Genomic DNA, 19,065 nt, shown 5'->3' on the forward strand with positions numbered 1-19,065 from the left:
GCCCCGACCGCGTCGCGCCGCCGCGAACACGGGCGGGGCAGGGGCTTGTGACTACTCGTCCCGGACCACCATGGCGAAGGAAGTGCAGATGCGCCGGAAGCCTCGATGGTTGCTCCGGCCGGTATGGCTCATGCACTCCACATCGACCGCCGCAGTGTCCGTCGACGGCTGAGCCTGCCATTTGCAGTGCAGGCACTCCGCCTCGAAGGTGACGTCAGTGTCCGGGTGCTGCGTGATCCGGTGCCGGACGTACCGCAGGACGGACCGGCTCACCTCGGCCGCCGCGTCCTGTGCGGATGGTTACTGATCTCGACATCAGCATCCGTCGCCGCCGACAGATCACCTCTGTCGCGTGCCGACTGGCGCTGAACGGCCAGCGCCTCACACACACCGCAACCAACCTTCGGTTTCGGAGGTGGCTTGGGAAGGGTCAGGTGTACCGGTCCGGTCATGGTCGTTTGCCTTTCGCTCACACCGTGCGCCTTTCCGACCGAGTTTTTCGAACCCCACCAGTGTCGCTCTCATATCGACATGACCTATCGCTTATGCGCGTTGTTGGGTAAAGATCATCTGCGGCAGCTTTCCGCCCAGGTCGATAGGTGTTCGCGCGCCGATTCCCCGAACAGTGCGCATTCTTCGTAGCCAGTAAATCGGCTAATCAAATCTTGCACATCCCGGCTGTCCCGGAAGACGATCGCTCCTAGATCCAGCTCCGCCGTCGCCAAGGTCTCGTCATATACCGTGAACGTATTTAGCGACCCGAAGCCGAAGTGCACACCCATGGGGATCACTCCGAGCTGAATGTTCGGCTGGCGGCTCAGCGATGCAAGTCGGTCGATCTGTATTGCCAGTTCATCAGGTGGGATGAGGGGGTACCTGACAGCTTGCTCGGTAAGAATGAACGTGAAGCGCTTCGAGCGGTCGAATAGGATTCGTTGTCGGTCGAGCTTCATGGCCACGGCTTTGGTCTGCTGCTCAGGCGGTGCTTTCGCCAGACTGGCTCTTACATATTCAGGTGTGGCCAACAGACCGGTAACCATGGACAGCAGGAAGTAGCGGAAGGTGGTCGAGGACGCTTCGAGTCCGGCTAGCTGTAGCTGCTTCTTGTCCAGGCCCTTCCGGCGTAGCGTCCGGCCGTCCTGCCACTCGGTCTGCGCTATCCGTGCCAGGGCCATCACTTCGGCAGCGATGGCGGGGGTGGCTTCAAGGCCCCGTAGAAGTTGCTCGACATCCAAGAGTGAGGGTCGGCCCTTGTTGCTCTCGATTCGGCTGATCTTGGACTGGGACATGTTGCAACGCGCAGCAAGCCGGACTCCTGAGAGTCCGGCTTGTTTGCGGAGATGTTTGAGCATTGCCGCAAGTTCGCGTCCCGACTGGTCCAGCTCGTCAGGCTCGATTGCCACCGTTGACGTACTCCTTGAATGGCACAGATTCTGCGAGCGCTATGCGCTGATATTCGATGTACGGCGTCGGGTCGCCGTCGTACAGTTCTCGGCTGATCTGCGTACCGTCTTCTGCGTAGTTCATGAGGACAACTTCCGACCTGTCGAAAAGCCAGAAGTCGGGCACCCCTTGAAGGGGGTTGACCCGGTCGGTGACATCGAGGATGCGAATGTCGTCCCCAGCTTGAGAGTGCACGTTGTAGTACATGAACTCGAAGCGGAGATAGTCCGTGAGCGGCTGCGTGACGATATGGACTCGCCCCTTGGTCTTCCCCTCCGCCTTGATCTTCCGCAGGCTTTCCGTATAGACAGAGGAGTAGTTGTCAGGGTCGATCCGCTGCCCGGAGAGAAAATCCCGGATATCGCCGTCTTCGCTCGGCACCCGGTACACGGGAAGGGTTTCGAGCCGCCACGCCTCACTCTTGAAGCCCCGAACCTTGGCCGTCCAGGCTTCACCATCCAAGAGCACGGAACGCCTCCCTCAGTACGCTCTCAGGGATCTCTACAAGCCCTTCCCCATCCGGAGCGGTGAACGCCTGGGACACGTCCCCCTGTACGACGAAGGAACCCGATGCGGTCTGGTAGACGTTCGGGCAGTCGTCGTTGTTGCAGTTGCCGTTCCCGTTGCCGGTAAGTCGGGTCAGTTCCTCGCGTGCCATGCCGAAACCCCCTTGTGAGTCGGCCCGGTTGGGCCGTTGACCAAGACCGTACGAGGGTGGCGCTGTCGTCGTCTATGCATGAACGCGACTATGCGCGTCTTTGCATAAAGAGACCTCACCGACGGGACCGAGAGGGTGCGGGCAGGGTTGGCCACGTGACCAACGCATGACCAACAGCGGCCTGAAACGGCCCGAAACAGCAGGTACGCATGACCAACCCTGGTGGTCAAGAAGTGGGCCTCTGGGGTACGTTTCCCCAGGTCAGACACGAAGAGGGCTGGTGCCCGAGTGGAGAGTTCAAGTCCCCCCTCGGACACCAGGGTCAACCGACCAAACAGAGCCGGTCAAAGCGACACTTTGTCGCTTTGACCGGCTCTGTTGTTGTGGTGGACGCGATCTGGCCCTCTGCGGGTTTGCAGAGGGCCAGATGTGTTTGTGCTGTTCAGGTGGGGTGTGAGGGGTGGGGTGGGTCAGGCGCCCGGGGCGGTATCGGGAAGGTAGCCGCTGGGTGTCCAGTCGTGAGGGTTCTTGAGTTTGTGGCGGTTGGAGGGGCGTCGCCGCGCGGGGAGACCGTTGGTCTGGAGTGTGTCGAGCCAGGCGGCGAGTTTGCGGTGGTTGGCGTGGGCGATCTGGAAGGAGAGGAGGAGGGACTGGGCGGCGATTCCGCGGATGCGGCGGGTGCGGCTGTGTTCGATGGCTTCGTGGTCTTTCGCGTAGCCGTTGAAGTGCTCCACACGGTTGCGCAGCCAGAAGTAGTGGTGGACCCAGGGGGCGAGGCCGTGGTCGAGTTCCTGCCAGTGACGGATGCCGATGTCCCGGGTGAAGGCGAGGGACTCACGGCGGCAGACTTCGGGGTGCCCCGCCGGGGCGGGGGTGACGTCGATGAGGGGAAGACGGGGGTCGCGGCCGAGGCTGCGGCGCTTGACGGGACAGGCGACGGTGGGGTGGGTGCCTGCCGCAAGGCAGAGCATGCGTCGGGCGCCTCGGTGGTCGGGGGCGGCTTTGGGGCGCAGGCGGTAGGAGGCGCGGGCATCGACCCGCGCGCGCCAGGTGTGTTTGTCGATCTTCTTGGTGAGGAGGTCGGCGGTGGCGGTGGTCAGGGGCGGGGGGAGGTTGGGGCAGTACCAGGTGCCGTCGATGAGGAGAGCGCCGGCGTGGCTGCCCTGGATGCCGAGCTGGTCGATGCGGTAGTCCCAGATGGGGCGGTAGCCGAGGTCGCGGACGGGGATGTGGAAGGTTTCGGGCAGGGCTGCGTTGTAGGCGCGGTCGGCTGCGAGCCAGCCAGTGGGGTAGTTGCGGCGGCGCATGTCCTTCAGTGCGGTGATGGCGTTGCCGGCAGGGTCGTGTCCGGGTTTGTGGACGGTGAAGGCGAGAACGAGAGCGGGAAGGTGGCGGCTGGTATCGCGGGTTGGCGCGGGGCGGCCGCCGCGCGGGTCGCCAGGACGTCCAGCACCGTCCAGTCGTCGTCGGCCGTGCCCGTCCACGTCTCCGGTGGCTCGCCGAGCGGCCTGCGCGGGCTGGGCGGCGGCTCGCCCAGTGCCGCCGCGCGCTGTGACGGGGTCAGGAACCCGACGCCCGTGATCGGGCGTTCCGGCGCGGAGAGCAGGCCGCTCAGGAGGCTGCTGAAGTGGTCGGCGAATCGTTCCGCCGTCGTACGGTCGAAGAGGTCCTCGTCGTACTCCAGCTCACCGGTGATCCCGTCCGGGCGGCCTTGGTCGTCGTGGTGCTCGGACAGGTTCCAGCTGAGGTCGAACTTGGAGCCCGACCGCCCCACGGACGTCTCGTGGGTGACCGCGAGACCGTCGAGACGCGGGCGGGGCGTGGGGGTGTTGTTGAGGCTCAGCATCACCTGGAACAGCGGATGGCGCGCGAGCGACCGCGGCGGCGCCAACTCCTCGACCACCCGCTCGAAGGGGACGTCCTGGCGCGCGTAGGCGGCCACGTCGGTCCGGGCCACCCGCTCCACGAGCGTACGGAACGCCGGGGAGCCGGAGGTGTCCGCCCGCAGGACCAGCGTGTTGACGAAGAAGCCGACCAGTTCAGTGAGCGCCTCGTCGGTCAGCCCCGCCACCGGGGTGCCGACGGCGATGTCGTCGCCCGCGCCCAGGCGCGACATCAGGGCGGCCAGCGCCGCGTGCAGCACCATGAAGGAGCTCGCCCCGCAGTCTCCGGCCAGCTTCACCAGCGTCCGGTGGTCCTGCGCCCCGATCCGCACGGGGACGCGCCCGCCCCGGCCGGACGTGCGGGCAGGGCGCGGCCGGTCCGTCGGGAACGTCGACTCCTCCGGCAGCCCGGCCAGAGACTCCGCCCAGGAGGAGAGCTGGCGGCGCGCGAGGCTGTCCGGCGTGTCCGGATCTCCGAGCAGGTCACGCTGCCACAGCGCGAAATCGGCGTACTGCACAGGCAGTGGGCCCCAGCTCGGCTTCCGCCCCGAGCGGCGTTCGCCGTAGGCCGTGGCCAGATCCCGCATGAGCGGTCCCATCGACCATCCATCCGCGGCGGTGTGGTGCAGCGTCACGAGCAGGACGTTGTCCTCGGCCCCAAAGGGGAACAGCCGGGCGCGCAAAGGGATCTCGCATGCCAGATCGAAGGGTGCGGCGTCCCGGCGCAGCGGCTCACCCGCTGCCATCACCCGCAGAAGCGGGCGCGGGAGTCGCGCGGGCGGAAGGATCTTCTGGCACGGGCCTTCCGGGTTCTCTGCCACGATCGTGCGCAGCGTCTCGTGCCGCTCGAGGACATCGTGGAGGGCCAGTTCCAGGGCTTCGCGATCCAGGGCCCCGCGCAGACGCAGCACCACCGGCAGGTGGTAGGAGGCGCCCGCGTCGCCCAGCGTTTCCAGGAGCCACAGCCGCTGCTGCCCGAACGAGAGAGGCAGCCGCTGCGGACGGGGCCTGGCCGCCGTCACCGGCCGCCGGGCCGCGGCGGCTTCGCCCAGCGCCGCCACCAGGCCGACCGGGGTGGGCGCGGAGAACAGGGTACTGATCGGCACCTCCGCGCCGAACTCACCGCGGATCCGACCGATCAGCCGCATCGCCAGCAACGAGTGGCCGCCCAGCGCGAAGAAGTCGTCGTCGCGGCCGACGCGCGGTATCCACAGGCATGCGGCGAAGACCGCACACATCCGGGCCTCCAACGGAGTGCGCGGGACACCGCCGTCGGAGGCGACCGGCAGCGCCGGCGGCAGAGCTGCGAGATCGAGCTTCCCGTTGGGGGTGAGCGGCAGACGCTCCACCGTCGCCCAGGCCGTCGGCACCGATGGGCCGGGCAGCAGGGCAGCGACCGCGTCGCGCGCCTCCGCGTGATCGGGCGCACCGGCTCCGGCGACCAGGAAGGCGGCCAGCCGCTCGGGACCGTCCGGCGCGGTGGTCAGGGCGACGGCGGCGTCCTCGACACCGGGCAGGGATCGTAGTGCGGCCTCGACCTCCCCGGTCTCGACCCGCACACCGCGCACCTTGATCTGCCGGTCGCTCCGCCCCACGAACTCCAGCGAGCCGTCCCCGCTCCACCGGGCAAGGTCACCGGTGCGGTACATCCGGGCGCCCGGAGGGCCGAAGGGGTCCGGCATGAAGCGTTCCGCCGTGAGCCCCGGCCGGCCCGCGTATCCGCGTGCCACGCCCTCGCCCGACAGGTACAGCTCGCCCACCGATCCCCTGGGCTGCGGGTGCAGGGACGGGTCCAGCACGTAGGCCCCGGCTCCGGAGACGGGGCGCCCGATCACGGGAGAGCCACCGCTGATTCGGGCGGTGACGGCGTTGACGGTGGTCTCGGTGGGGCCGTAGAAGTTGAAGACCAGCAGGTCGGGATCGGCTGCCAGTTCCTCCCGTAGCCCGTCGTCGACGGCTTCCCCGCCCAGGGCGATGACACGCGGCCGATGGCTCTCCGAGGTGAGCAGGCCCGCCGCCAGCATCTGCCGCAGGTACGTGGGGGTCGTCTCGATCGCGTCGACACGATGGTCGACCAAGTAGCGCACCAGGGCCTGAGTAGCTGTTGTCGTTCCGATCGTGAGGGGTGGGCGTCGAACGGGAGTCTCGTTCGGGTGACCGTGGCTGGCTGTGGGCATGAAGGCAGGGCCTCTTGGTAGCTCGGGGTTGCGAAGCCAACCGAGATCCAGGAGACCCTGTTGCCGCAGTTGTACGTGCTCGCGCCGGTGGAGTTCAACTCGGCTGCTCTGTCGTGTGATTGTGTCGCTCACCGGTTCGGGAATGCGGCCGATCATCCGGAGCGTGTTCGGTGGTATCCCTCGGACATGACGGACGCGGAGTGGGTCGTGGTCCGGCCGCTGCTGCCGGTGCCGGGGTGGATGCGAGGTCGGGGCGGGCAGCCGGAGGCGTACTGCCACCGGGCGATACTGGACGCGGTCCGCTATCTCGTGGACAACGGGATCAAGTGGCGGGCGATGCCGACCGACTTCCCGCCGTGGGACCGGGTCTATGCGTTCTTCCGCCGTTGGCGCGACCACGTGCTGGTCAGGGAGTTCCACGACCGGCTGCGCGGCCGGGTCCGTCAGGAGTCGGGGCGGGATGCGGAGCCGACGGCCGGCGTGATCGACTCGCAGTCGGTCAAGGCGGACGCCGTGGTCGGCGCCGACAGTCGCGGCTTCGACGGCGGCAAGCTGCTCAACGGCCGCAAACGGCACGTGGTCGTCGACACCCTCGGCCTGCTGCTGGGCGTGATGGTCACGAGCGCGGACATCGGCGACCGCGCTGCCGCGAAGGTGCTGCTCGAGCGGGTGACCGACGCTCACCACCGGCTGGAACTCGTCTGGGCCGACGGCGGCTACACCGGCAGCCTCGTCGAACACTGCCTGGCCGCGCTCGCGCTGGTCCTGGCCATCGTCAAGCGGAGCGACGACATGCGCGGATTCGTGGTGCTGCCCAAGCGGTGGATCGTCGAGCGGCTCTTCGCGCACCTGATGCGAAGCCGCCGCCTGGTCCGTGACTTCGAACGATCCACCAGCAGCGCCGAGGCGATGATCTACTGGTCGATGACCATGATCATGACCCGCCGCCTGGCCCGCTCACGCTCCGCGCGAGCGTGAACCGGCCCGGGGCCGGCTCGGCCAGCCAGCCCCGTGAGACCAGGCGTTTCGCCTTCGACCGCAGCCCCTCCACCTTGGCCGGCACCACATCCAGGCCGAACACGGCGGCCATCTCCTGACAGGTCAGCGGCCCTTGACCGAGACGGATCCGGTCATCGATCGCGGCCAGGATGCGCTGGTAGTCCACCGACAGTGCCGTTTGGGTCAGCCCCTCGCGCCACATCGGAACCTGTGACCTCGCCTTCACCACCAGAGGCGCAGACGCCTGCACCCCGGCTCCCGTCACAACACCCTCCGGCACGTCGGTGGCGACGCCGGCTGAGTCACTGTCCGGCGCGGACAGCACCGCACCGACACGTTCACGGGCGATCGTCCACTCCGACCACTCCCGCTCGGCCATCGCGAGCTCGGCCTGGATGCGGTCCGCTTCCTCACGCAGCCCGTCCACACGACGACGAGCGGCAAGCTCGTGCTGTTCCAGCAGTCCGACAACCGACGGCATCCACGACCTCCACGAGAGCGACGAAACGACACCCCCATCACTCCCACACCGACGCCGCCCCTACCCCTGACCAGCGAAAACACAGTCGTCAGACTCGGAAAGACAACAGCGTCTGAGGATCGCGGCGGACGTCGTCCGCGATGATGTGTAACTCGTGTCCGGCGACCATCCAGAGCACCGGGCCCCAGAAGGCATCGAAGGAGGTCGCGGCACTCAGCGCGACCCGCAGCTGTCGCCCCAGGGCTTCCTCGGCCAGCGTGTGAGCCTCCTGGCGGTGGTGCTCCAGAAGGTTACTCAGGGAACGGTGCTCCACGGCGACACCCTTGGGGCGGCAGGTGGCCCCGGAGGTGTAGATGACGTACGCGGCGTCCTGCGGTGCGGGACCGACCGGCTCGCCGCTCGCACCGGTCGGTGCCGTCGTCGAGGGGTCGATGCGCGGAACCGAACCCCGCGGGTCGATCGTGCCCGCCGAGGACGCGGTCGCCACCCGGGCGACTGGCCGGGAGTCGTCGATCATGAAGGCGAGCCGGTTCGCCGGGTAGGAGGGGTCGAGCGGCAGATACGCGGCCCCCGTCCGCATCACGGCGAGTATCGCCACCACCAGATCGGTGGAGCGTGGCAGGCCCACCGCGACCCGGGTGCCGGGCCGGGCGCCCCGCGAGGTGAGCACGGCCGCCAGGCGGTTCACCCGGTGGCTGAGTTCGTTGAAGGTGAGCGACACGCCGTCGCAGACGACGGCGGTGAGGTGCGGAGTGATCCGTGCCTGCCGGGCGAACTGCTCGGTCACGGGGGACGGTTCCGGGGCGTCGCTTCCCGACAGCCGAGCGGCGCCGAGGCCGAGCACCCGCCGCTGTTCGTCCTGATCAACGGGGCTTACCGCTCCGATGGTCCGCTCAGGGTCCTCCACGAACGCGTCGAGGACCCGGCACAGGCGCTCATGCGGCCCCATGAGGTCCTGCTGGCCGTAGTGTGCGGCGTTGCCCAGCAGATCGACGTGCATGCCGCCGTCGCCGAAGGAGGCGTGTACGGCCACGGCCAGGTCCTCGACCGGGCCGATCGACAGATTGTGCAGGGTGGCCGGGTGGAGGCCGAATCGCAGGGCGTCGTCGAAGGCGAGGATGTTGACGGACGGTCCGGTCAGCGCCGTCGTCGTGTCGGTCAGCCCCAGTTGGTGGCGCAGTGTCTCGGTCGGCCTGCGCTGGTGACGGAGCACCGAACGGGCTTCGGCGGAGGCCCTGCGCGCCAGATCGGCCACCCGGTCCGCGGGGGAGACCGCGAGCCGCATCGGCAGGATCGAGCTGAGCATGGCAGGTGTCGCCCGCGCCACCGGGGTGCGCCGACCGGTGACCGGCAGGCCGAGCATGACCTCGCCGAGCCCCTTCTCCCGGTGCAGGCACACCGCCAGGGCCGCCATGACGAACGTCGGCCAGCCGGTTTCGGCTCGCTTGGCGGCGGCCTTCAGCCGTGCCGTTTCCGCCGGGCCGTACACCCGTCGCACCGACGTTGTCCCGTACCTCTTCGCGCCGGATGGCGCAGGAGGCTCGGACGGGAGGGCGCCGACGAGGTGCCCTGCCCAGAACCTTTCGTCCCGGGCGCCCTGTTCGGACGCGAGGTAGGTGTCCTCCTCCTCGATGATGGTGGCGAGAGAACCTGCGGGCCGCACCTCGGGGAGGGCGTCCGGGGCGAGGACGAGAGAGGTGTAGACCTCGGCGATACGGGAGAGAGCCAGAATGGCCGCGTAGCCGTCGAGGGCCAGGTGGTGCACCTGCTGGTGGAAGAGGTGGTGAGAGGGAGAGAGGCGGTAGAGAGTCAGGCGGACCAGGGGTCCCGCCGTAACGTCCGCGGGTTCAGCCAGACACAGTCGCATCCGCCGCAGAGCCTCGGCGTGCGGATCCCTCTCGTGGGAGAGGTCCACCAACGGCACGGATATGGACGTGCTCTCCAGTACGCGCTGGAAGGGAACCCCGTCCCGCTCACCGAAGGTGGTACGCAGAGATTCCATCTCGGCCGCGGTGTGGCCGACAGCGCGACGCAACAGCTCCGGTTCCACAGGGCCCTGGATATCGGCGTATTCCGCGATGTTGTACGCCGGATCCGCCGGGTCGAGACGCTGCGCGAACCAGACCCCCTGCTGAGCTGCGGTCAGGCGCAGGGGGTCCGTCGGGGTTCGGGTATGCGGTGCGTCGGTCACGCGTCTTCACCTCGGTGAGACCTACGACGGCATGGGCCAGGGCGCGCATGTGCAGCAGGGCGGAGCGGAACGGGCGGAGCCGATTGTGAGAACTGCCGGCCCTGGGAGATCGGCGGTGCGCCGCAGGCGAGCTACGGGGCGGCGGCGGATGGCTTGGCGGGAAAGCCCGGAACGAGTCGGGCACGCACGCATCGCGATTGCGAAGCATTCACTTCTGAGGGCCTTGGCACGCTGACAGCCTCCGTTGCACCGGCTTCGCCCCTACGGGGCCCTCAAACCAGTCGTTCGAAGTCACTTCACTCTCGGATTGCCCATGTGGCGCACGACACTGCGAGGGGGCGATCTTTTGCAGTTCACTGGCGCGTATCGGCTAATCCCAGGCGGCTTTACGCCAGGCACCCATCCGGAGAAGGCTTCGCACCGAACAGGCGATGCTCGGACATTCGTTCGGTCACTGTGTTTCCATGTCCCGGTATTGAACTGGAGAACTTCATGAAGATTCCTCTTCCTGCTCTGCGGTGGCCGCTCGTCGGAGCCCTCGTCGGCACCGTGCTGCTGGCTTCCGCTCCCGCCGCCTCGGCGGCCTCCTCTTCCGACGTGGCACCTCGCCAGGCACACACTGCGCGCGAAGGCGGAACGTCCACCGGTCCGCTCGCCTTCTACCGGGGGATACAGGGCGGCAACCTCTGCCTGCTGGCCCGGTGCACGGTCGGCGAATCCGGCCCCGGTAGCCACACAGGCCCCAGCAATACCCAGGGATTCAACCTCTGTCTCCTCGCTCTGTGCACCGTGCGGCCCTGAACGCCGTTGGCCTTGGAATCACGAAGCTCCCCCACGCTGTTGCGTGGGGGAGCTTCGTGATTCCAAGGCCAACGGCGACCGGGTGCTTTTGGGGCCGGAACCGCCCGCTTGCCGCCAAATCCTGTCGGTGCGGAAGGAGGGCCCGAGCAGATGGTGCCTTGGGCCTCGGCGGTGATGTCCGCGCGCCCGAAATGCCTCGGTCTTATGCTGCCGCGTCACCGTGCCGGTCGTCGCGGGCCGCGGGAGTGTTACGCCTTCGGCATCAGGACGGTGTCGACGATGTAGACGGTGGCGTTGGCGGTGGGGACGTTGCCGCAGACGACCTTGGAGTTGTCGTTGACCGTGTAGTCCTCGCCGGAGCCCTTGGTGGCCAGGGTGGACTTCTGGAGGGTCTCGTAGGTGCCGCTCTCCAGTTGCTGCGGGGTGAGCTTCTCACCGACGACGTGGTAGGTGAGGATGTCGGTGAGCATCTTCTTGTCGGCCAACACCTTGTCGAGGTCGGCCTTCGGGATCTTCGCGAAGGCGTCGTTGGTCGGCGCGAACACGGTGATGTTCTTGGCGTTGTTGAGGGTGTCGACGAGCCCGGCCTTCTTCACCGCGGTGACCAGGGTGGACAGGGCCGGGTTGTTGGATGCGGCGGTGGCGACAGGGTCCTGTGCCATGCCGTCGAAGGACCCTGCCCCGTCCTGCGGAACCGATGCGCATGCCGGCCCGAACGGTCCGTCCACGGAAGTGCTTTCGTCCGTCGCCGGGCTCGACTTCTCCTTGGCGGGCGCGGAGCTGCTGACCTTGTCGGCGGCCGCGTCGGAAGAGCTGTCGTCCCCGCCACAGGCGGCCAGTGCGAGGGGCAGGGTGACGGCGGCGGTGACGGCGACGGCGGCGCGGCGGAAGCGGAAGGCGTTCACGGAAATTCTCCTGTGTACTCGGGTAGCCGCTCTCAGTGCTGTCTGAGGGCTGCAGGGGGTTCGGTCCCGGTGCGGCGAGGTTCACGTCGACAAGCGCGGTGGGACGCGGGGAAGATGATCAGAGGGGTTGTCTCCGGCGCGTGGCGGGGACATCGCTGGGTCCGTGTCGGGCCACAGGCGTCTCGTTGATCGTCATGCCTGCTATTCGAGGCAACCGGCTCTTCGGATTGGTGTGTTGGCGAAAAAGATGTGGCCGTCGTTGCTGCTGTCGCTCCCGGTAGCCGGCTTGGCCCGTCCGGTGGGCTTCTCGATCTCTGACCAATCCGGGATGCGCCCGGTGGCGAATGCACGGTGTGCGGCGCTTTGGAGGAGGCACCGCATGTGCTGCGGCAAGCCATGGGGAATGGGGAGCCGCACCGTTCTTCGCGGTTGAAGGTCCGCGAGGAGCGGCTGCCGCGGGGCGTTACTCTCCTGGGCGCCCCGCGGTAACTCTCTTCGTAGTTACGGGTATTGCCGACAGGTTTCTCACCGTCCGTGTGAGCACCGCACCGGCCCCCAGTCGGCGCCGTTCATATGACGCCGTTGACGCTGAGTGTTGCGAAGCCGTGGTTTGTCTGGGTCCGGTGGGAGTAATAGATGTCGAATCCGGCGTTCACTCCGAGGTTCCCGGTGGGTGCGAGGGTGCCGGAGTTGGCCGGTGAATGTAGCGAGATGCGGTCGTTCGTCGTGTCGATGTCGAACAGGGAGGTGGAGGTGGCCGGGTTCAGGTCATTGTTCGTGTAGGCGGCGCCGGTCACTCCCTTGGCCGTGGTAGGGGGCGTGGTGGGGTTGGTGAGCGGGGTGTCGGCGGTAGTGGTGCGTGGCGCGGCCGGGTCGTCGATGTTGTGGCGGAGGTTCTGGCCGGTGTCGCTGATGACGCGCAGGCGGTTCGCGGCGGGGTTGAAGTCGACGCCGAAGGAGCGGCCGGCCAGGGTGACGGTCAGCTGGGACACCTTGGCCGCCTTGGCGTTGCGGGTGTTCAGGGTGTAGATGCCGCCCTTGTCACCGATGCCGTACAGCTTGGAGTCCTGGACGCGGAAGGCAATGCCGACCAGCTTGGTGTCCTTGTTCAGACCGCTGATCTTGCCCAGCGGCCGGGGCTTGGACGGGGACCCGGTGCGGAACTGAACCAGGCGCTGACCGGCGGTCAGCCCGATGACCGACAGTTCGCCCTTCGCCTTGCTCCGTTCGGCTTCTCACTTCGGTGTGGGGCCGCCCTGAGCGGGCAGTCGGGCAGCTGCCCAGGCGCCTGTCGATACAGGAACGACGGAGGCCACAACCGCGATCAGGGCCACGGCGAGAACCGGTCTGCGCATCTCTTCTCCTTCACAGAATGCGGCTTCCCTCTGTTGGGAGCCCAGGACGACGAGACCACGTGCGCGGCGCTGCCGTGCGCGGTGCACACCCATCCAGTCGGCACCCGCATGAGGGCTGCCCCTCGCCCGGGGTGGAAACGGATTACCGTTCTCCGTGCTGTCGATGCCGCGTGCTGTGCGCCCCGTACGAGATCCTCCTGTTCCGGTCGAGGTCCACCCCAGCGGGAGACGGCCTCATGCCCGCCGCTCACAGGTGACAGGGGCTGGGAGGAGTTGAAAAGCGGCGCATCAGCCGGAGGGGAAGGCCATCGAACCCGCTCGGGTCCGGTACCGGTCGACGAGGTGAAACCCTGGGCGCCTGCCGCAGGTGTGACCACTTCCGCGGCAGCGTGCGGACGGCGGCGGCTGTGTCTGCGCAGGCCAACCTTCAAGTTCGAAGGCATTCAAAGCGGGCCCCGTGGCACGCCGTCACACCGCCCGCCCGGGAGCTCCGGCGGGCAGCTCATTCTTCCCCAGGCCGTTGCCCCAGCGCACCGGCACGCGCTTGTGAGGCTGCAGGGCGGAAGCCGTCCGTCACATGCCGTCAGCGGGTGGGGCGGACCTGAAAGGGCGGGCCACCTGCCGGTGTTGCGACTGGTTCGCCCGGATATGTTGCTGAGTTCAGTCGATGGTGACGACGACGGAGTGCCAGCCGCTTGCTCCGTCGGGAACGGTTTTGGTGCGTTTCTCGGTCTGGACCGCTCCGCCGCGTTCGGTGGCCCGGACGGTGAGAGTGTGTCCGCCCGGGGTGGCCTTCCAGGGGTATGACCACTGGCGCCAGGTGTCGATGGTGGCCTCGGCCGCGAGATCGGCGTCCTGCCACGGCCCGTCGTCGATCCGCACCTCGACGCGTTCGATTCCACGGCGCTGGGCCCAGGCGACGCCCGCCACCATGACCGTGCCGGGCTCCAGCCGGGCGAACGGCTTCGGTGTGTCGATGCGGGACTGGGTCTTGACAGGAGCCCTGCGCGCCCATTTCCGTTTCACCCAGTACGGGTCGTAGGTGTCGAACGTGGTGAGCTCGATGTCCTCGATCCACTTGCAGGCGGACACGTACCCGTAGAGGCCGGGGACGAGCATCCGGACCGGAAAGCCGTGGACGAACGGCAATGGCTCTCCGTTCATCCCCACCACCAGCATGGCGTCCCGACCGTCCATGACGTCCTCGACCGGCGTGCCCAGCGTCATGCCGTCCACGGAGCGTGCCACCAGCTGATCCGCCGGACCTCCCCGGGAGGGCGGCCGCACCCCGGCTTCCTGGAGAAGATCGCCCAGGCGTGTCCCGAGCCATCGCGCGTGACCGATGTAGGGGCCCCCGACCTCGTTGGAAACGCAGGTGAGGGTGATGTCCCGCTCGATCAGCTCTCGCTGGAGCAGGTCGTCGAAGGTCACGGTCAGGGGCCGTGCGACGCCTTTGCCGTGGATGCGGAGTTTCCACGTGGCCGCGTCGATCTTGGGGATCACCAGGGCGGTGTCCACCCGGTAGAACGACTTGTTCGACGTGGTGAACGGGCTGACGCCGGGCACTCCGACCTGGGCTCCGGCCGGGATCGGGGCGGCAGGTGAATCCGGAGCGGGCAGCGTCACCTGCGACCGCGAGGCCACCGCATCCTGCGCCTTCGCACGGTTCAGGTGCCGTCCCAGCGCACCCGCGCCGACGGAGGCGATTGCTGCGGCCGGGGCCGCGACCAGGAAGCCCCGCCTGTCCCACCCCTTGTACCCGGTCTCTTCGTCCGGGGCTCGGGCTCCTGCCCGTTGGGGGGTGGTCAGCCGTCCGATCAGCAGGAAGAGCAGCCCTGCGGCCACGATCGCGCCCACCACGGACGGCAGTGCGTCGGAGACGCCGGTCGAGTCAGGGCGGGACACGGCCGCGGCGGCGCCGATCACCCCGAAAGCCAGCACGCCCGCAGCACCGCCTCTGCGGAACCGCAAGGCCACCACACCGAGGAGCACAGCGAGCACGGCGAGGGTGGCGAGGATGCCCAGCTGGAGGATCAGCTTGTCGTCCTCGCCGAAGTTCCGGATCGCCCAGTCCTTGACAGCTGTGGGGGTACGGTCGATCGCCGCTCCGCCGACAGCCGTGACCGGACCCGATTCAGGCCGCACCGCGGCCGACACCAGTTCCGCGACGGCGAGCGCGGCGAACCCCGCCAGTAGACCGCTCAGCGCGGCCAGCGGAACCCTGACCCACAGGTGGCGGGAATCCTTCGTGCTCTTCATGTGCGTCCATTTCACCGGAGAACTGGGACGCCGCACCCTCGGGCTCCCGCTGAGGGCACGGCGTGACGGCGATTCGGGCAGCCGGTACGAACAGACGCAGAGCCCGTTGCGATCGCCGGGCTCTGCGCCGGGTGCCCGAAGGGGGCTACTGCGGAGTGAGAACGGTGTCGATGATGTTGACGGTCGCGTTGGCTGTGGGAACACTTCCGCAGACGATCTTCGCTGAATCGTTCACGGTGAATTCCTCACCCGATCCGGTGGTGGTGAGGGTGCCTCCCTCAAGGGTCTTGAACGACCCGTCCTCCAGCTGCTTCTGGGTGATGTCCTCACCGACCACGTGGTAGGTGAGCACCTTGGTCAGCTCCTCCTTGTCCGCGAGGAGCTTGTCGAGGTCCGCCTTGGGGATCTTGTCGAAGGCGTCGTTGCTCGGTGCGAAGACGGTGATGTTCTCCGCGTTGTTGAGCGTGTCGACCAGACCGGCCTTCTTCACCGCGGTGACCAGGGTGGAGAGCTCCGGGTTGTTGGACGCTGCAGTGGCGACCGGGTCCTGCGCCATGCCGTCCAGGCTTCCCTTGCCCTCCTTGGGCACGGATGAGCAGGCAGGACCGTAGGGATCCTGCGTGGCCGTCTGGGCGAACGCTTGTGGCGCCATGACACCCAGTGACACAGGCAGGACAATGGCGACAGCACCGGCTATCGCCGCGCGGGAGATACGGGGAGCTTTCACGAAGGGTTCCTCCTCGGGGAGGGCGGGCCACTGTTCGGGCCCGTGCAGTTCATGGCTGCCGGTTCGGCGGGGGCGGGGAGATCCGGGGCCCACTGTCCGGCCCACTCCACCTCGATGAGCTTTCTCGCTGCCACCCCATGCCATCCCCTCCATGGAAGCAGAGGAGACCACACGGCGCCTGGCGAAGCCATGGAACCCCGACCGGACTGACAGCAGAATTCCGCAGTTCCACACCCCATCCTTCGACAGGTCTGCACCGAATTACACATAGGTGGGGGCAGCGGAAACCGAGGAGGTTTTGATGTCAACCATTCACCTGCCCCGAATGCCTCTGCGTGGCGCCCGTCTGGACGAACACCTGCCGGTGGACCACCGGCTCAGTCGTGTCTACGGTGTCGGCGCCGGCTTCTTCGGAGCGTTCCTCGTGATGTTCGGCGTACTCGGGCTGCTGGACCGGATCGGCTTCTTCAGCACCGGTGGTGACACAGTTCTGGGGCTGAACACCAACGGTGCGCTGAGCACCCTCTCCATCATGATCGGAGTCGTCCTCCTCGCCGGTGCGGTCATCGGCGGGAACCTCGCCTCCACGCTCAACATGGTCACCGGAGTGGCCTTCATCGTCAGTGGGTTCGCCAACCTGGCTCTGCTGGAGAGCGACTACAACTTCCTTGCCTTCGAGCTGCAGAACGTCCTGTTCAGCTTCGTGATGGGTGTCCTCCTGATGACCTTCGGCATGTACGGGCGGGTCAGCGCGAGCCTCCCGCATGACAACCCGTACTGGCGCGCCCGCCACGAGCAGCAGTAGCACGCCGGGCCACAGTCCCGGCTGGCGCAGAGCGCGGCAGGACACCGCAGGGGAAGGGCTGATACACATCCGCAACTTCGCTGCGGGCACGTTGGCACTGGCTGTGGATCTCGGCACCGGAACGCCGCCCTCCCACGTGGCCAGGTTCACGGGCTCGCCGGAAGGGCCGTATCCCGCTCACGTCATCGAACCGTGCGCTCTGACGGGCCCGCGGAGCGGAAAGGCAGTTCTAGAGTCACTCCCATCCCGACCACACTGGAGCCCTCCATCCGCGCAGCCGCCGGCCGTCTCCGGCCTCAGCCGCGACGCAACCTCCGGGCCGGCGGTGCCGGGGGGCTCCGGTTCACCGCGACCACGGTGGACGGCAAGCCTTTCGACGGCAGCACCCTGGCGGGCAAGCCGACCGTGCTCTGGTTCTGGGTGCCCTGGTGCGCCAAGTGCAAGGCCCAGGCCGCCGATACCGCAGCCGACCACACGGGGAAGGCCAATGTCGTCGGCGTCGCGGGCCTGGACAAGAACTGAAGTTTCCCCATGATCTTGGACACTCGTTCGTTATACCGCGATGGCGTGTTGATGTCGCTCCCTGGTCCCGGCCGGGGTGAGGTAACCGAAGATCTTGTGCTTGCGTAGACGGCGGCAGTTGTGGAAGGTCTCGATGAAGGTGAAGACCTCGGCGCGGGCGGTGGCCCGGTCGGGCCAGGTCCGGGTTCCGATCTCTTCCTTGAGCAGGGCCCAGAAACTCTCCGCTGCGGCGTTGTCGAAACACGATCCGGTGCGCCCGCAGCTCTGCCGTAGCCCCAGCTCCCGTATTCGATCGCGGAATTGAGCTGAGGTGTACTCGCTTCCGCGATCGCTGTAGATCACGCATCCGGGCTCCAGACCGCCTCGGCCGTGGGACATGTCGAGGGCGTCCACGACGAGCTCGGCGCGGTGGCGGTCGGCCATCGCGTAGCCGACGACCTCGCGGGTGGCCAGGTCCAGCCGGCAGGCGAGGTAGAGCCGGCTTAGAGGCATCTCATTTGGATGACTCAGTATTCTGTGAGTCATGGTGGGGATCGTTGAGCGGTTGGTGCCGGACGAGTTGTGGGAGTTGTTCCAGCGGGTGGTGCCGGAGGCGCCGTCGCGGCCTCAGGGCGGTGGTCGGCGTCGGCACGGTGACCGGGAGGTGCTGGCCGCGATCGTGTTCGTGGCTACGTCGGGTTGTACCTGGCAGCAGTTGCCTTCGGTGTCGTTCGGCCCGTCCGGAGCGACTGCACACCGGCGGTTCTCGGAGTGGTCGAAGGCCAGGGTGTGGGCCAGGCTCCACCGCCTGGTCCTCGACGAGCTCGGTGCTCGTGGCGAGTTGGACTGGTCGCGTTGCGCGATCGACTCGGTGAACATGCGGGCCCTGAAAAGGGGGACCTGACAGGTCCGAATCCTGTCGACCGGGGCAAGTACGGCTCGAAGATCCACCTGATCACGGAACGATCAGGTCTGCCCATATCCATCGGCATCTCCGGGGCCAACCTGCACGACAGCCAGGCCCTGATCCCGCTCGTGAAGGGCATCCCGCCGATCTCTTCGCGCCGCGGCCGGCGACGGCGCAAGCCCGGCAAGCTCCATGCCGACAAGGGCTACGACTACGCCCACCTGCGGCGATGGTTACGCGAGCGCGGCATCACCCACCGCATCGCCCGCAAGGGAGTCGAGTCCACGCAACGACTGGGCCGCCACCGCTGGACCGTAGAACGCACCATGGCCTGGCTCGCCGGATGCCGACGACTCCACCGCCCCTACGAACGCAAAGCCGACCACTTCCTCGCCTTCACCAGCATCGCCTGCACCCTCATCTGCTACCGCAGGCTCACCAAATGAGATGACTTCTTAGGAGGAGCGGGCCACGTGCAGCACCCGGCACAGCAGCATGACCGGGTAGTTCGCCTTCTCCGCATGGATCAACCGGTACAACGCGGTTACCGGTCGTTCTCCCTCACGAAGAAGGACGTCGCTTTTTCAGGATCTCGATCGTCTGCTGCTGCTCGCGGTTCTCTCTGCGCAGCCGGTGCAGTTCCTCGCGCTCGGCGCTGGTCAGCTCGACCCGGGGCGCCCTCGCCCCGGTCGGCCTTGGCCCGGCGGTACCAGCCGCGCAGAGACTCCGAGCTGATGCCGAATTCCCGGGCGATAGCCGTGACCGTCTTGCCCGAGGAGTCGACGAGCGCGATCGCGTCCCGCTTGAACTCCTCGGTGTACCGCTTCGTGCACTTGCTTTCCACCTGGTGCTACTTCCTCTGGAACCTCAGGTCCCAGTCTCCAGGTGTCCACAATCAAGGGGAAAATTCACGTTCCTGCTACCCCCACGGAGAGTCATGATCGGCCGCCCGCAGGCGCCCCGGCGTGCACCG

Annotated in this window: 18 protein-coding genes and 1 pseudogene; 5 read left to right on the top strand and 14 right to left on the bottom strand. The window is 67.5% G+C overall.

Translation table 11 applies throughout. The features are described from left to right. Positions 1-51: 51 nt before the first annotated feature. The 6 genes from CIB93_RS22135 to CIB93_RS22165 form a co-directional block, all read right to left on the bottom strand. Entirely contained in the window at positions 52-273 is a 222-nt protein-coding gene (locus CIB93_RS22135) for a hypothetical protein (protein ID WP_096629196.1), read from the bottom strand. A 293-nt stretch (positions 274-566) separates the two neighbouring features. Further along, on the bottom strand, positions 567-1,403 hold the full coding sequence (locus CIB93_RS22145; RefSeq protein WP_096629197.1) for a helix-turn-helix transcriptional regulator: 837 nt from the start codon (positions 1,401-1,403) through the stop codon (positions 567-569). Beyond that, positions 1,387-1,911 carry a DUF6879 family protein gene (locus CIB93_RS22150; protein ID WP_096629199.1) on the bottom strand — a complete coding sequence of 175 codons (525 nt, stop codon included), beginning with the start codon at positions 1,909-1,911 and terminating at the stop codon, positions 1,387-1,389. Before CIB93_RS22150 ends, CIB93_RS22145 begins: the two co-directional genes overlap by 17 nt. Then, entirely contained in the window at positions 1,895-2,101 is a 207-nt protein-coding gene (locus CIB93_RS22155; protein ID WP_096629200.1) for a hypothetical protein, read from the bottom strand. The genes CIB93_RS22150 and CIB93_RS22155 overlap by 17 nt, the downstream gene beginning before the upstream one ends. A gap of 470 nt (positions 2,102-2,571) precedes the next feature. Continuing rightward, the gene (locus tag CIB93_RS22160; RefSeq protein ID WP_096629202.1) at positions 2,572-3,408 is read right to left on the bottom strand and encodes a hypothetical protein; all 837 of its coding nucleotides are present in this window, start codon (positions 3,406-3,408) and stop codon (positions 2,572-2,574) included. 5 nt (positions 3,409-3,413) lie between these two features. After that, positions 3,414-6,071 (bottom strand): condensation domain-containing protein, encoded by a 2,658-nt coding sequence (locus tag CIB93_RS22165; RefSeq protein ID WP_373558786.1) that lies wholly within the window; start codon positions 6,069-6,071, stop codon positions 3,414-3,416. 276 nt (positions 6,072-6,347) lie between these two features. Here CIB93_RS22165 and CIB93_RS22170 point away from each other — a divergent pair, with 276 nt between their 5' ends. Beyond that, positions 6,348-7,139 carry an IS5 family transposase gene (locus tag CIB93_RS22170; RefSeq protein ID WP_096629203.1) on the top strand — a complete coding sequence of 264 codons (792 nt, stop codon included), beginning with the start codon at positions 6,348-6,350 and terminating at the stop codon, positions 7,137-7,139. Here CIB93_RS22170 and CIB93_RS22175 read toward each other — a convergent pair. Both CIB93_RS22175 and CIB93_RS22180 read right to left on the bottom strand, forming a co-directional pair. After that, positions 7,096-7,641 carry a hypothetical protein gene (locus CIB93_RS22175; RefSeq protein WP_096629205.1) on the bottom strand — a complete coding sequence of 182 codons (546 nt, stop codon included), beginning with the start codon at positions 7,639-7,641 and terminating at the stop codon, positions 7,096-7,098. The genes CIB93_RS22170 and CIB93_RS22175 overlap by 44 nt on opposite strands. 88 nt (positions 7,642-7,729) lie before the next feature. Beyond that, positions 7,730-9,832, bottom strand: coding sequence for a condensation domain-containing protein (locus CIB93_RS22180; RefSeq protein WP_257002309.1), 2,103 nt, complete (start codon positions 9,830-9,832; stop codon positions 7,730-7,732). Positions 9,833-10,324: 492 nt separating this feature from the next. Here CIB93_RS22180 and CIB93_RS22185 point away from each other — a divergent pair, with 492 nt between their 5' ends. Continuing rightward, positions 10,325-10,633: a hypothetical protein gene (locus CIB93_RS22185; protein WP_096629207.1), complete on the top strand. Its 309-nt coding sequence runs from the start codon at positions 10,325-10,327 to the stop codon at positions 10,631-10,633. Between the two features lie 248 nt (positions 10,634-10,881). Here the strand turns inward: CIB93_RS22185 and CIB93_RS22190 are convergent, their stop codons facing one another. From CIB93_RS22190 to CIB93_RS22205, 4 genes and pseudogenes are all read right to left on the bottom strand, one after another. Further along, positions 10,882-11,538: a fasciclin domain-containing protein gene (locus CIB93_RS22190; RefSeq protein ID WP_096629208.1), complete on the bottom strand. Its 657-nt coding sequence runs from the start codon at positions 11,536-11,538 to the stop codon at positions 10,882-10,884. Positions 11,539-12,116: 578 nt separating this feature from the next. After that, a pseudogene (locus CIB93_RS22195) lies at positions 12,117-12,743 on the bottom strand (DUF4394 domain-containing protein); the annotation flags it as partial. Between the two features lie 810 nt (positions 12,744-13,553). Continuing rightward, complete coding sequence (locus CIB93_RS22200; RefSeq protein ID WP_096629212.1) at positions 13,554-15,152, bottom strand: molybdopterin-dependent oxidoreductase; 1,599 nt, start codon at positions 15,150-15,152, stop codon at positions 13,554-13,556. A 145-nt stretch (positions 15,153-15,297) separates the two neighbouring features. Further along, positions 15,298-15,879, bottom strand: a complete 582-nt coding sequence (locus CIB93_RS22205; protein WP_096629214.1) for a fasciclin domain-containing protein — start codon at positions 15,877-15,879, stop codon at positions 15,298-15,300. Between the two features lie 301 nt (positions 15,880-16,180). On the opposite strand from CIB93_RS22205, the gene CIB93_RS22210 reads away from it, so the two are divergent. After that, complete coding sequence (locus CIB93_RS22210; protein ID WP_096629215.1) at positions 16,181-16,684, top strand: DUF4383 domain-containing protein; 504 nt, start codon at positions 16,181-16,183, stop codon at positions 16,682-16,684. A 357-nt stretch (positions 16,685-17,041) separates the two neighbouring features. Next, positions 17,042-17,206: a hypothetical protein gene (locus tag CIB93_RS39460; RefSeq protein ID WP_306454825.1), complete on the top strand. Its 165-nt coding sequence runs from the start codon at positions 17,042-17,044 to the stop codon at positions 17,204-17,206. 30 nt (positions 17,207-17,236) lie between these two features. Here CIB93_RS39460 and CIB93_RS22220 read toward each other — a convergent pair whose 3' ends face one another. Then, positions 17,237-17,698, bottom strand: coding sequence for a DDE-type integrase/transposase/recombinase (locus tag CIB93_RS22220; protein ID WP_179500202.1), 462 nt, complete (start codon positions 17,696-17,698; stop codon positions 17,237-17,239). Positions 17,699-17,729: 31 nt separating this feature from the next. Between CIB93_RS22220 and CIB93_RS22225 the strand changes: the two genes are divergently transcribed. Further along, positions 17,730-18,538, top strand: a protein-coding gene (locus CIB93_RS22225) for an IS5 family transposase (protein ID WP_373558787.1) whose coding sequence is annotated in 2 segments (ribosomal slippage) — positions 17,730-18,078 and positions 18,078-18,538 — 810 coding nt in all. Because the reading frame shifts where the segments join, the coding sequence is not laid out codon by codon here. A gap of 98 nt (positions 18,539-18,636) precedes the next feature. Here the strand turns inward: CIB93_RS22225 and CIB93_RS39655 are convergent. Next, positions 18,637-18,936: a transposase gene (locus CIB93_RS39655; RefSeq protein WP_096629219.1), complete on the bottom strand. Its 300-nt coding sequence runs from the start codon at positions 18,934-18,936 to the stop codon at positions 18,637-18,639. Positions 18,937-19,065 lie beyond the last annotated feature (129 nt).

This window comes from Streptomyces sp. WZ.A104 (assembly GCF_002382885.1).
In the GTDB taxonomy this organism is placed as follows: domain Bacteria; phylum Actinomycetota; class Actinomycetes; order Streptomycetales; family Streptomycetaceae; genus Streptomyces.